This window comes from Cupriavidus taiwanensis (assembly GCF_900250115.1).
Taxonomy (GTDB): Bacteria; Pseudomonadota; Gammaproteobacteria; order Burkholderiales; family Burkholderiaceae; genus Cupriavidus; species Cupriavidus taiwanensis_B.
Genome location: NZ_LT984804.1, coordinates 1472482 through 1485560, shown reverse-complemented (window position 1 = coordinate 1485560; position 13079 = coordinate 1472482). Strand labels below are relative to the sequence as shown.

General features: G+C 58.8%; 7 protein-coding genes. 3 read left to right on the top strand and 4 right to left on the bottom strand.

All coding sequences use genetic code 11. The annotated features are described in order from the left end of the window. Positions 1-67: 67 nt before the first annotated feature. The 3 genes from CBM2586_RS23505 (at position 68) to CBM2586_RS23495 (ending at position 2274) form a co-directional block, all read left to right on the top strand. Positions 68-934 carry a LysR substrate-binding domain-containing protein gene (locus tag CBM2586_RS23505; RefSeq protein WP_115690137.1) on the top strand — a complete coding sequence of 289 codons (867 nt, stop codon included), beginning with the start codon at positions 68-70 and terminating at the stop codon, positions 932-934. A 692-nt stretch (positions 935-1626) separates the two neighbouring features. Then, positions 1627-1932 carry a hypothetical protein gene (locus CBM2586_RS23500; RefSeq protein ID WP_145987444.1) on the top strand — a complete coding sequence of 102 codons (306 nt, stop codon included), beginning with the start codon at positions 1627-1629 and terminating at the stop codon, positions 1930-1932. A gap of 24 nt (positions 1933-1956) precedes the next feature. After that, positions 1957-2274 carry a hypothetical protein gene (locus CBM2586_RS23495; RefSeq protein WP_145987443.1) on the top strand — a complete coding sequence of 106 codons (318 nt, stop codon included), beginning with the start codon at positions 1957-1959 and terminating at the stop codon, positions 2272-2274. A 216-nt stretch (positions 2275-2490) separates the two neighbouring features. On the opposite strand, the gene CBM2586_RS23490 is transcribed toward CBM2586_RS23495, so the two are convergent. The 4 genes from CBM2586_RS23490 to CBM2586_RS23475 all read right to left on the bottom strand — a co-directional run bounded on the left by CBM2586_RS23490 (position 2491) and on the right by CBM2586_RS23475 (position 12896). Beyond that, positions 2491-4674 carry a hypothetical protein gene (locus CBM2586_RS23490; protein ID WP_115690131.1) on the bottom strand — a complete coding sequence of 728 codons (2184 nt, stop codon included), beginning with the start codon at positions 4672-4674 and terminating at the stop codon, positions 2491-2493. Next, the gene (locus CBM2586_RS23485) at positions 4674-8831 is read right to left on the bottom strand and encodes a hypothetical protein (protein WP_240988014.1); all 4158 of its coding nucleotides are present in this window, start codon (positions 8829-8831) and stop codon (positions 4674-4676) included. The genes CBM2586_RS23490 and CBM2586_RS23485 overlap by 1 nt, the downstream gene beginning before the upstream one ends. A 269-nt stretch (positions 8832-9100) precedes the next feature. Next, positions 9101-10834 carry a UvrD-helicase domain-containing protein gene (locus CBM2586_RS23480; protein ID WP_115690129.1) on the bottom strand — a complete coding sequence of 578 codons (1734 nt, stop codon included), beginning with the start codon at positions 10832-10834 and terminating at the stop codon, positions 9101-9103. Beyond that, complete coding sequence (locus CBM2586_RS23475) at positions 10827-12896, bottom strand: ATP-dependent nuclease (RefSeq protein WP_115691440.1); 2070 nt, start codon at positions 12894-12896, stop codon at positions 10827-10829. Before CBM2586_RS23475 ends, CBM2586_RS23480 begins: the two co-directional genes overlap by 8 nt. Positions 12897-13079 lie beyond the last annotated feature (183 nt).

Below are 13079 nucleotides of genomic sequence, written 5' to 3'. Positions count from 1 at the left end.
ACTGTAATGAACCCCTGGTTGGAAAACCACTTAATGCGTGACAAAAACCCATCAGCGGAACTAATGAATGCGTAATCTGGATCTCGACCTGCTCCGCACCCTGGTAGCCATTGCCGACCACGAGACGTTTGGCGCGGCCGCGGCGGCAGTGCAGCGCACGCAATCGGCGGTCACCCAGCAGATGCAACGGCTCGAAGAGCAACTGGGCCTGGCCCTGTTCGAGCGGCACGGCCGCGGCAAGCGGCTCACGCGGCATGGCAAGAAGCTGCTCGAATACGCGCGCCAGATGCTCAGCACCAACGACGAGGCGCTGCGCGTGCTGCGCGAAGGTGACCTGACCGGATCGCTGCGGATCGGCGCGCCGCACGACGTCGCCGATACCATCCTGCCGGTACTGCTGTCGCATATCGCGCGGTCGTCGCCGGCCTTGCGGCTGGAAATCCATGTCGGCAGAAGCCCATTCCTGATGGAGTCGCTGCGGCGCGGCGAGATCGACCTGACGGTGTCCACGCGCGAGGACAGTAAGCTTGACGGGATTGCGCTGCGCACCACGCCGACGATCTGGGTCTGCGCCGCCGACTTCGCCTACGAGCGCGGCACGGCCGTGCCGCTGATCCTGGCCGACGAACCGAGCCTGTTCCGCAAACTCTCGCTCGAGGCACTGAGCCAGGCAGGCGTGCCTTGGCGCATCGCCTACCTGGCCCCGAGCCTGATCGGCATCAAAGCAGCGCTGCGCGGCGGGCTGGGCATCACCGCGCGCAGCATCGACCTGCTGCAGGCGGATATGCGCATACTTGGCGAAAGCGACGGCTTGCCGCGACTGCCTGATGTGACGTACTACCTGTGGGCGCGTCCCAACGCGGTCAATCCTGTCACGCGACATGTCTTCTCGATGCTCAAGACGGCCTTGCAGCGCGGGCTGGCCGGCGCTTGACGCCATGCGAGCGTTACCCGGGCGGTTGCAGAAACGTGATCGTAAGGAGGGATACGTATGCCGCAAAGGTAGAAGTTCGCGTATCGATATTTGTCTTCTGGGAAGATTAGGGGTGGGTCTGGGTCGGAGGGTGAGTCGGAGCGCATCGGTTGCGCCAGACAAACCATGATTTAACATAATGATTATTATGCGAAACACACATGTAGCGGCTAAGTTGTAATGTCCGCTTCTGGCTAAGTAGAAATGTCCGCCCGAGGCGCTGCCCATGGTATTCAGCCTGCCCGGTTGAATGCAATGGAGACGCCAGGCATAGTCCTCTAACGTAAAGCTGTCCGGTAACTCTACGTAAAAGTGTCGTGCAATGATTGATGGGACACTTTTTATCTTTTCCGCACGGCTTTACGTCAAGAGTTCACCGACTCGCGCTCGAGGCGCGGCCTTCATCCTTCCCGAGCGGGAAGATTTGGGTGAAAAAGTCTGGGTCAACCGGGCAAAACTTCCCGCTCGGGAAGAAAAACCATGGCTTGGCGGCCCTGGACGGCTCCGCCTTGGCCATCTCACTTTCAGTGGCAGCGCTCTGGCGACCGTGCGCAGTTCCCCCTGAGGTCACTTCGGCCAACATTTGACTCGGCCACTGAAATCCGCTTTACCATCACAGATGGGACCTAAACGGGTTGTCTTGGCCATCTGCAATGTCACTGCAACAGAAAATGCGCCTCTTATCGGCCTGGTTGCCGGCCGGGCTTCCTGACTTCGAAGCTGAGGTCGGTACCTACCTGCATCTCCAGGATGTCCCGTACGAGTTGGAAAGCATCCTGGCTCGCTGGCTGCTGCTCCATCCTGAGCTCACTGACAGAGAGCTACCCACCTGCGTTCTGATCGAGAGTGATAAAGGCCTAGCCATCAGCCAAGAAGGATGGGAAAGCTTTGTCTGCTGGCTCGTGGAAACACTTCGAGCCAAGCTTGACGATATGGAGCAAGCCCACCCCACCCAATGAACCGACTAAACAAGGAATTCACCTATGTTGCGGGTACGCATAGAACTGGTGCCGGATGGCGATGAGCAGGCAGTTAAGCTGCTTGCTGCCGTCGACATCAGCAATGACGGTAGCGGTACCCAAGCTACCGGTCACTACAGCGCCGTCTTGAAAGAAGCTTGGCGAGGTGCGGGAGACCAGCAAGAAATCTATACCACGGTAGCCAAAATTCACGATGTCGACCGCGAGATTATCAGGCCTGTTCAGCTGGTCAGCATCGCACTGCAAGCGCTCGCACCGATAAAGCGAACAACTGCCACATCGCTACTTTCGTGGGGAGAAATCGTCAGGGGGCCAGAATAGATCCTTGACGAATAGCGCGAATCGCTACGGCTTCTTTTTGCCCCATGCGCGTTGCCATAGGTTATGCAAAATTCGCATAAGAACCGTTATGTTTAATGGCCCGTGCGGCCGCCGCCTCTCTGTACTTGCTTCCTGCTCGAGACCAGCGCCACCGCTTTTTCTGGATTCTCGCTGCGGTTCAGTCCGCTTCGATATCTGCGCGCAGCGCAGCGGCTATCAGTTCTCCAAGGCCAAACGCACAAGCTTCTCGAGCACGCTCATCTTCGAATTGTCTCCTCCGACAAGCACACCGTTGGTCATGGTGTGCAGATACAACTGCACGAGGGGCAGGTCCAGCAAGCCGGCCTTGCTGACAGCACCGTCGGCGCCGTAGTGCATCACGTCGCGCATGCCAGAAAGCGCGTCCCCGGAGCCGTTGATACCGCCTTCCGGCGGCACAAAGAGCCGCACCCACGAACCACAGTCCTGCACCGGCATCTTCAGCCCGATTCGCTCGCCGTGCTTCGAGTGCTCAGGTCTGAACATCGAGATGTAGTACGGTAGCAAGTTGAAATCGCGGCTCTTGGAAAGGAGTCGGCCCTTGCCGCCTTCCTTTTTCAGCGCAGCCTGGTGGTCGTCTTGCGCGGCGATGGCTGCCTCGATGCCTGGATAGGTTTCATTGAGGATGATTTTGGGCACGAACGTGCCGGCCCAGACGGTCAACCTGTCGCCCGTCCTGACATCAATAACCCAGAACTGCCCGTCCCGAATCCAGCTTTTGCCGCTCTCTTGCAGGAAGGGAAACTCTGCTACGAACTCCAACAACGCGCTGGGCTTACCCCACGGGGTGCGGCGAGTCCGTGTCACCAACACCGCACTGCCGTCGACCGTCACGTCGACAGCCGCTACCATCTGTTCGGGTGCCTGGCGGCCTGGCTTCTTGATTCGCCTGGTTGCGAGAAGTGTCAGCTGCCGCGGGACAGCGTCAGGCAACGACGGAACCAGAATGGGCTTTTTACCCAGCAGTACCTCCTTGAGCGATAGTTCCACGAGGCATCGCTTGAGAGCCTCCTGGAGTTGACGTGCGTCAGAGTCCGTCGCCTTGCCCGGTCGGAGCGCCGCAAGCGCCCTGGGACCGCAGTCGAGACCCTGCGTGGATACTTGGAGTGTCGCTCGCGCAAGCAGGTTGTGAAACTTCGCTTCCGTGTACGGGTCCGCCCTCCCCTCGCCCTTGGCCAGTGCCGTGTACGCAACCTCAGGCCGTACCGGCTGCTTGTCGCTGCCCGGACCACCCTTAGCGAGGCGGATGCTCCCCGACTCCTCATCGCCCTCGCCGTTCAAGAAAAGGTAATTTAGGCTGCCATCGAGCTGCACGGGTACACCATCTGCGACTCGCACATCCGGGGCCGGGAAATGCGTTTTCTTGTTGCCCGCAACGTGATAGTCAGGTAGGTACTCGGGGAACCTCGCCAGAGGAGCAATGGCGTCATGGTCCATTGCTTCCATTGTGGTGTTCACCACGGCCAAGGGACGCTGCAGGTTGGCCAGCGGCTCGAGCGGAATGTACGCGTCGTCTACGTAGTGGGTCGCAACGAAGGTTTCGCATGCGAAAGGAATGCCAGCCCTGGTGAACAAGCGAGCCGCGAATTCCGTGAGCACGTTGAGGTAGTACATTCGGGTTCGCCTGATTTTCTCGCGGTCCAGGCTCAGTCCCTCCATCGGGTTCTTGCGCGCATCGACCTCGAAAAAGTCGCCTGGGACGGTACGGGTCACTGCTACGAGGTAGCCTTCGCCTGCCGTGGCGAGGCGCGTTACAGCAGCAGTCTCTGCGTCCGCAGAAGCCTTCCTAGCAAACCGTTTTGACTTGACATCACACAGCAAGAGGCCGTGCTTCATGTTGACCTCGAACTCAGCTTCGGCCAACTGAAGGTACTTCTTCGATGCTTGGCTGACGCTGCCCAGGTACACACTGGGCCCAAAGCCGCCTCGAACGAACGTGTCCTCCTCGAAGGCCGCGGATTCAATCAGCTCCTTCAGCAGCATGAGTTCAATGAACTTGGCCGGCTGCGCGGCCACGGCGGCCAGCATCGACGGAGCGTCAAGCTTCGGGCGAGGGCCCAGGTACCAGGCGTCTTTGCCCGTCATCGTGAACGACAGCTTCGAAGCGGCCTCCCCTTCCAGTCCAAGCGCCTTCGCGATTTCGGCTCGCACAAGCTTTGCCCTTTCCCGGAAAAACCCCGCGCCGCGAGAAGCCTCTTCTTCGGCCTTGGGCATTGCCACGGGGATGGGCACAAGCAGACTACCTTGGCTGACCTGCCACTTGGCCAGGAGCTGCGCTGCTTCTGCCACTGAGCAATTGAATCGGAGCGCGTTCAGCCGCGCACGTGCGGTAACCTGCGGGTCGAGTGTTTGAATAGGCATTACTTCCCCAGAATGGCGTCACGTAGGTTCGCATTGGGCATCCACCCGGCGTCTCCGGTGTTCTGAACGTACATGGCCATGAAGCGAATGGTGCCCAGCGGCGGGCGCGTCACTGCAAACTTGTGGGCGCCCTGCAAGTTGACGTACAGCGTGTGAACTGTGGCGTTTGGTAGCAGCTCACGAAGCTTGGCGTGCTTCTTCTCCGCGGTCTCCTGCAACTGCTGTTTCTTGAGGCTGTCGGTGTTCCGGGTCCAGTTCTTCAAATCCACTGCAACCCACACATCCGGAGCGGGCCGCAGGTAGTAGTCAAAGAGCTGGTAGAGTTCGGCATAGAGCGGGTGCAGTTCCGGCCGGACATATTCGACAGGGCCGCAGCCCAACTGCAGATCCTTCGCCCAAACGTTGAACTGTTCGCCAACGTACTGCTCGAACTCGAGCTCTGCGATGTAGCCCTTCATGATTTCAGTCACGAACCAGGGCTGCGGCAGGAGGCGCTTGGTCTTGTCTGCCAGACGGAAGCCGCGCCATTCCTTCAGAAGGCGGTGCGTGCTTTCTGAGAGGCGCGACATCAAGCTGTCTGGCGCCACCATGCCTGTCCAGTCGAACGCTTCCGTGCCGTCGTCGGCATCGGTAATCACTAAGTCGGACATGCCGGCCATGGAAAACTGCCTGGTGTAGACGTCAGCACCAGCTGGCATTTCAACGAAGCACCCGTCTAAGTAAGCCTCCGGTACTCCGCTGGTCCGCAGGTCCTCCAGGTACTTGACCGGGTCGGTGAACATGGTGGACCGGAACAGCAGATCCCACGTCGTGCGGGCTGCCGGGTCAGATCGGAAGCGCGCGGGCCTTGAGCTGGTGAACTCCCTGAACGCCACCGCCTTTTGCAAGCTTTCAGCGTGGTGGCGCTCCCGTTCAGCAGCGGACGCAAAAATGCCTGTCCTGCGGTGATGCAAGACCAGCGTGTCAAGGACGGCGCGTTGCGCTGGAGAAGCCCGTTTGCGCAGCTCGGGCGCATGCCGCAGGCCGAGGTGCACCATCCGAGCAGCCTCGGAGCTGATATACAGATGTTGGCACGGCATTTTCTCGTAGGGTCGCCGCTCGCCGCGGCCGAGGGCTTGAAAGACCGTCCGAGTGATGTCAATGACGTGTTCCTTACGCAGGCGTTTCCAGCGAATACGCGAGTATTCAAACAGCAGGTCGCCCTTGGACATGGCCGCCCACTCCGGAACGTCGTCCCGCAGCACCTGCGCGAAGCTCTGGAACATCTCCATCGAGAAGCCGCTAGAGCCAGGACGGGTATGCCGTGTGTAGTACGGGTCATTAAGCAGGCAGAACAGCTCGAAGTCGCGTTCAGTGCCATGCTGCTTGGTCAAAAAGTTGATGCCGCGAGACGCCGACGCGTATGCTGTCCAGAGCAGCACCTTCTTGCGGCTAATGTCCAGAGCATCCTCCAGCTCCTTGTTGAACTGCCCCTTATCGTCGTCCTCGTCGGCGGCGCCGGTCTTGCTGCGGTCCTTCTTGCGGAAGCGTTCCGCCGTGTACAGGATGATATGGATTTCTTCAGCCTGTCCAAACTCGCGATAGGTCGGGAGCACCCGGGGCTTTACCACGAAGTAGTCGCCCGTCGTGTCTTTCTGCATAACCAGCCCTAGCGAGGAGTTGGCTAGACGAATTAGGCACTTCTTCACGTGCTGAGGGGTCTGGCACAAAACCAGGCCCGAGCGGATGCTAGTCGCCATCAGCTTGTCTAGGCTGGCGACTAGGCCCTGCAGTTCGTTCCGTTTGTGTCTGTTCAACTGTGAGTAACCGGATTCGCCCTTCTTTGGGCGAGCCTCGTCAAACAGTTGGTACAGCCCCTTGAAGGCAGTCGAGGCGTCGAACGTGGGCGCCGGGTTCTCGTCGTCGAGGATTACGACCTTCCGCTCGCGCTTGTTCAGCAACTCCAGTGCGCGGGCGCCAACCACCTCCAGTTCGTCGTCCCCCATCTGCGAGAAATGGCCGCCGCGTTCTTCCAAGTACCGGCGCAGGTGCTTGGTATTAAAGGCTCCCGAAGAGGCGGAATCCAGGCCACCAGTGGCGCTCATCAGGTATACGCCGTTCGTGCGTCCGAGGGCTCGAACAATGTCTTCCTCGGGCGTCGCGCGGAGAGAGGTAATGGTCAGCGTGAGGCAGATGTCCGCTTCCTTGTTGTACTCTTCGGCTTGGTTGCGGCTCTCTTCCAGCGTCACCACGGATTTGGTGTGTTCGAAGAGGAATGAGTCCGTGAGCAGCTCCTTGTCGCTCACGTCGGTCTCCAGTCCCTCAGAGGCAATCTTGCCGTCAAACAGCCGGCGCACGTCTGAACGGAACTTGTCCAGGCTGGGGTACCGCTCCTGGTCCACCTTGGACATTTCGATGACGTCATCCCCGCTGGTCGCCGCCAAGACGCGAGCCATGAAGACCACCAGCCGAAGATAATCGAACAGGCTGTACGACCCCTCGGGGATCTTTCCGTCGTGGTACTGCAGGCGTATTGTCTGGTGCGCGGTGTCTTTCGTAAGCTGAACCTGCCGCAGGAACTCCGTGTCCATCACGCTAGCGGACTCCGTGAAGAAGGTCTGCCCTGGCTGGTCCAGCACTTCCCCGTATGTCGAGCGGCTCATGGTGAAAAACTTCTTGTTCACCACGAGGTCGTGCAAGTTCACGAAAATGTCGTAGTCGGAGCCCAGGCCTGGCTGCCAGATTTCCCGCACGTATGAGCGAATCCGTTGAAGGACTCGTGCCTTTTGCCGGAACCGCTTGAAGTCCGCATGGGCGTCATTGCGCTCATGGAGCTGTGTGAGGACCTCCAGCAACTCCTCGTCGGTGAAACGCTCCGCCGTGGTCGAACACTGCTCGGACAGCTTCGCGCGCAGAAGCTCCACCTTGCGCTGCGACAGAATGAACGACGCCTTCGTGCGTTCGGCTTCCAGCTTGAACTCGTCTTCTAGACCCTTGCTGATACGGGCGAAGTCTTCGAGGTGGTCGTACACCTTGTTCGCCAGGCCTCGCCGGGGTCCCGACAGCTCCAGGCGCTCGAATGCCATCGGCCACTTCAGGTCGAAGTACTGGAAGAACTCCGTTATGACCAAGTTCAGATCATTCCGCCCCCCGGAGTTCACCGCCGACTTGCGCTGGTCGAACAGGTACCAGTAGGAATCCTCCTCCTCGTCGACGAATGTGACGACGCGTGCGGCATCCGGCCGACGGGACACCAAACGGCCAAGCTCGCTCTCCTCTCGATTGAGCTCCGCTAGAAATAGCGGCAGATTTTCCCAGTCATGCTGCCTGAAGCCACCCTTCCCGTCAGCCGCAAAGACCTTGTGTGCCACCTGCGCCTTGGAAGCTGTGCTCACGATGATGCCCGGCGCATCAAGGAAGGCCTGCAGCGGATGGAGGCGCCCTACCAGCTCCGCGACCTCTCGAGCTTGCATGTACCGCTCTTCGTCACGATTGGCAGACCGGCTTTCTACGTCCAGTTGAATGAGCTTCCAGACGAGCCTGTCGGCCAGGCCGCGGGCTTGCCGTGCTGACCTCAGGTATGCGGCTCTCGTGTCCTCGTAAATGTCGTCCGCCGGAGACATGCCGAGGAAGTTGGACTGCTCGCATGAGGCCGCTTTGACGCGCAGCTCCTGAATGCGGCTGCGAATGCTCTTCTCTGTGTCCGCGTGCTTGGGCGAGCGTTCCATCTTCGCGACAACTTGCGGATGGCGCTCGAACCAGTGCACCAGGGAGAGACAGGCGTTGAAGAAGGTGCGGTCGTTGACGTGGTAGTCAATCGAGTACAGCCGGTAGACGGGGATGTCAGCACCACGCTCGACCACCTCTCGTTCGAGCTCGTCGGCGTAGCTGCGGTCCTCCTGGTGCTTGCGCACTTCGCCGTTGAATTGAGAAACGAGCGATTGCAGCGGTGCGATGAAGACCGGGATGACGTCACAGTTGAGAAACAGCTCGATACTGAAGGCTGCAGCGTTGTAAGTCTTTCCGATGCCCGTGTACCAGTTCAGAAGTTTGATGAACGGGCGGTCATTCGAGCGCAAATAGGGCTCTTTGAAACCCTTGAGAAAAATCGCCGTCGCAGTCCGGGATTGCCTTTTGGCCAATTTCTCGCCTCCGCGAACACGTTTAGTGATCTGCAAAAAGAGCAGCGCCTACAAAAGGGTTGACGACGTGTTCATTGCGGCTCTCCCCGGCGTTCGAATCGCTGGAAGGCTGCATGCCCTAACCCCCAAGGTCAAGCATTGATTCCAGGGACTTCGTGAACCAGTCCTTTGGTGGATAGAAGATGCGGCATCACGGCGGCATAGCTTACCAGCCCTAGCTCGTCGGCCAATGCGCTGCTATGCGTCGCTGGCGTAAAGCAGATAAGGGTCAATTTGAACGATATGAGCACTTCCTTGACGACCAACTAAGGGGCCGGCGTAACGGCATCCGCCCCGAACCAGTTCTCAAGGGTTCCCATGGCTCCGGGTGACAGGAATTGGGTGAACAGGATGGCGAGCCGCTTCTGGGGCCTGGAACAGGCGACGTAGAACAAATTGCGATTGCGCTCGAATGCCACTTCCTTCGCTGTTGGAACCGCTTGGGAGCCGGCAAGCTCCAGCATTTCACCAAAGTTGTACTGGTTCCAACCGCGCCCGACCACAACCAGGACGCTCTCGAACTCAGCCCCCTTGACACCGTGCTTCGTCTCGAACGGCGAGTGACCATCGAGATAGCGACGAAGCGCCTTGACCTCAGAATAGGCTACACCTCGAAGTTTCTGCAGTTCTTCTAGCACTCGTGGCATCTCGATGCCCGCACCCTTGTCGAAGTCGCGCAGTTCTCGCTCGCGCTTCTCGACGGCGTCCGGAAGTCTTGGCCTTCGCTGAGCAAGCAGGTGTTCAACAACCTGCCCCACAGTCCCATTTTCACGAAGAGCGACCGACTGCGTCATGGCATCGTGCCACCGCGCCTTGTCCGAATGACTGCGCATCTGCGGCGTAGTGCCACCAAGCGCTTCGAACATTGCGCCGTACCTGCGGTCGGTGAAGGCGTCGCATGCAGGCTCCAACTGATCCACAAAGAAGGCAATGTGCTCATGCTCCTTCTTCGTGAACGATTCGTTGTAACGAAATGCAGCTGCCAGATTTGAATAGCCTTGCTGGTTCGCCAAGAGCCTATGCGTCAGCATAAGGACCTTAGTGTGGCTGGGTGCCAAATCCCACCCATCCTGTTGCAACGCCACCTTAACGCGCTCCAGGGTGGCCTGCCCGTCTGCCGAAGGCAGATCCCCTCCCCAATGCGCGCCCTTTTGACGCTCGCCTTGCCAATTGTTCGTATGGAAGACGCGCACCTGGCCTTCGGCCTCGGGGTCTTCAACGAACTGCTGCAGTTTAGGCCGCATTCGATTGAGGGAGTCGACAATAACTTTGACCGACCGGAAGTTGGCCTCCTTGCCGATCTCTGTCACGCTTGGATGCTCCAGCTTTCCGCATCCGCCGCCGTAAATCTTCTGCCAATGGTCGCCGAAGAAGCCAAACAGCGGCGCGCCAGGCTGCCCCAAGAAATGGGACTTGATCGCTTCGACCCAATCGTTGTCCGTGTCCTGGTACTCGTCGACCAGAATGATCGGAAAGCGGTCCGCGATCATGCGACGGAACTTCTCATGCACCATGAGCGAGATAGTGAGCGGCAGGACGTCGTCATGGTGGATGGACACGCGATCGTCGCGGATATAACGATGCCCGAGGTTGTACTCGATGGCGCGTTTGCCCAAGCTTCCGCCAACCTCTTCCATCTTTTCCTTCCATGCTGGCATCGCCTCGACCAGCGCCCTGAGCGGCTTCTGGAAGCCGCTGATCAGCGACCAACAGAACGCATGGTTGGTCTCGCAGAAGACCAACGGGCTCCGGTCTGTCCGCGCTACAATCTCGTCCTTCGCAACGTTCGTGAAGGTGATGCAAGCGATCTGCTGATTGCGTTTTGGAAATATGCCATTGTTGCGTTCAATCAGGAATCGGAGCGCCTTGATCAGCGAGTACGTCTTACCGGCACCTGCACCGGCCTCCAGACGAAAGCTCTGTCCCGCTCCAAGGCAGGCATACATGGTTTCGAGCGCGCGCATGCTTGCTGCTTCTGCAGGTGATTCGACCTTAGGCATTGACACCGCCTCCGTCAACGGGGGCGGCAGCCGCCTCCACAGCCAATGCCAATGCCGGATCTGGCGCGACAACATCGCCGCGAGCCAGCCAGCGAACGCCGTCCACAATGTACGCCGGTGCGGCCCACCCAGTCTCGCCGATCGCATGCTTCAATGCGAACTCAGATTTTTTCCATTCCTCCGCTTTGTTGCGGGCTTCCAGTTCTAGTGCCTGAGGGTTCTTCTCAACTAGGCCGAACAACTTCGGATTCGCGAGGATGAACGCGTCTTCGAATGTTCGCCCACAGGGCCCATCCTTTTCCTCGGCACATTGATAAGCTATGCGGTTTCCCTTAAGCACCTTGTCAGTGTCTTTCTTGGCAAGCAAGGCCGCCAATGTGAAGGGATCGTCCTCAGAGAACCACGCTTTCAGACAAGCGTTGCTGGAATGCTGACCAAGGTGAACCGCACACGCCTTGCCGCCGGGTTTCTCGACAGCGTCGAGGTCCGTGATGATCAGGCTGCGCAGTTCGAGAAACTGCAGCAGATCAAAAAACAAATGCGCATAGGCGCCACCAACCTCCATCACTGTCACGTATTGGCTCGACAGCTTTGGACTCGCGGGTTCAGCCGCTTCCAGTTTCGCCATGATGACCGGAAGCAGCAGCCGCTCGCTCAGCCCCTCGACGAGGACTGCCTTGTCAGCGAAGAACAAGTCGCAGCGCGTCAACGTCATGTACTGGTGAAGAAACCTCTTGTCTTCTGGCGCTATGTCCTTAAGCCCTTTGCGCAAGTCCTTGATCCTGGTCGTCCGAATGCCTTCCTGCGCCCCTAGCACTGGAGCGCCAAGGAAATAGCGGATGCTTTCGAAACCGGCTGCATTGGCGATGTGCGATGAGTGCGTAGACACAACAAACTGCACCGGCCAAGGCCTCTTGTCCTCCGTGCCGTCAACCAATTTCTGCGCAATCTTGGCCAACTGGCGGATGAAGACCTCCTGCATCTGTGGATGTAGATGCGCCTCAGGCTCCTCGATGAAGATCAGATGCACGCCCGGTTCGATGGTCTCGGCGCGAAACGCTTTGTAGAAGCCAGCCAGTTGCAGCAGGATGAAGATCAGGTTGCGTGCGCCGAGGCCGTTGTATGACTCGGGCAGCGTGATGCCGCTGTAGCCCGCGTAGCGAACCTTGGTGAAATTCGACAGTAGCTTTCGGACGTCCAGAAGGGTTTCAGTGTGCAACTCCTGCCCCCCCAGTCCGGGGTAACCAAAGGTCTGCAGCGCAGGGATCAGGCTTTTGAGCTGACCACCAAAGTTCGTGTCGATCTGGGTCTGGATGTCCTGGACGGCGCCTTTCAGAGCCTCGGCAATCTGCTTGTCCGCCGTATCGGCCGACGGCGAGGATGCTGTCGCGAAAAGCCCTTCCACGGTCTTAGCCAGCACATCGGATTCTCGCGATGTCACATCGTCCAAGCCCCGCTGCGCATTAATGAACCCGGTCTTGACCAAACCGCGCAGTGCGCCTGGCTGCAACTGACGACGATTGACCGGATCATTGGGATCCTCGGCCCAGATCTTCACGCTGAACTCATTTGGGATACGCTCCCGCAACGCACGGAAGAACGCGATGCGCGTTTCTGGTGTTAGCGCCTCCTTGGGCTGGCCTTCGAGAAATCGTGCCAGCTGACCGTCTTTCACCTCATAGCGAACCACTATCAGCGCTTCAGTACACGCAGGATCCAAGTCGATCACGAAGGGGCTCAAGGGCCCCAACTGCGGTTGGGCGGGGTCGTACTGGAACTTCAGTCGAAGTTCGATGGCCGGGACGAGCGCGCGAATGGCATCTTCTTCGGCGCCCTGGTTCAGCGCTTCAAGGGCTTCGCAGAAGTGATCGTAGCAAGCACTGGAAAAGTCCTCCAGCTGGAACGCTGCGCTTCCATCAGCCAGGAGCCGACGCATGACTTCCGATAGAGATGTTTTCCCGCTATTGTTCCGGCCTACGATGACAGTCGTCTGGTCCTCAAGGACAAGCTCAACGCCGGCCAAAAGACGGAAGTTCTTGATCTCAACTTGATGGATGCGCATGTATCCCCTTGTTATGGCGACACCTGGAAACTTGTCGGCCGCCATGTCAATTTACATATTCTCACACCTCCAGGAGCCGCAGTTGCTCGAGATGTGAACAGCTATGCTTGGGGGTGAGAATCGTTGATTTGCATAATTTTTCCCCCATTTTTTTCAAAATTTCGTTCCCAGCCCCTAGGGATG

Bases quoted from the DNA above. Each gene is read 5' to 3' on its own strand.
- CBM2586_RS23505 (WP_115690137.1), top strand. From the start codon at position 68: ATGCGTAATCTGGATCTCGACCTGCTCCGCACCCTGGTAGCCATTGCC.
- CBM2586_RS23500 (WP_145987444.1), top strand. From the start codon at position 1,627: ATGTCACTGCAACAGAAAATGCGCCTCTTATCGGCCTGGTTGCCGGCC.
- CBM2586_RS23495 (WP_145987443.1), top strand. From the start codon at position 1,957: ATGTTGCGGGTACGCATAGAACTGGTGCCGGATGGCGATGAGCAGGCA.
- CBM2586_RS23490 (WP_115690131.1), bottom strand. From the start codon at position 4,674: ATGCCTATTCAAACACTCGACCCGCAGGTTACCGCACGTGCGCGGCTG.
- CBM2586_RS23480 (WP_115690129.1), bottom strand. From the start codon at position 10,834: ATGCCTAAGGTCGAATCACCTGCAGAAGCAGCAAGCATGCGCGCGCTC.
- CBM2586_RS23475 (WP_115691440.1), bottom strand. From the start codon at position 12,896: ATGCGCATCCATCAAGTTGAGATCAAGAACTTCCGTCTTTTGGCCGGC.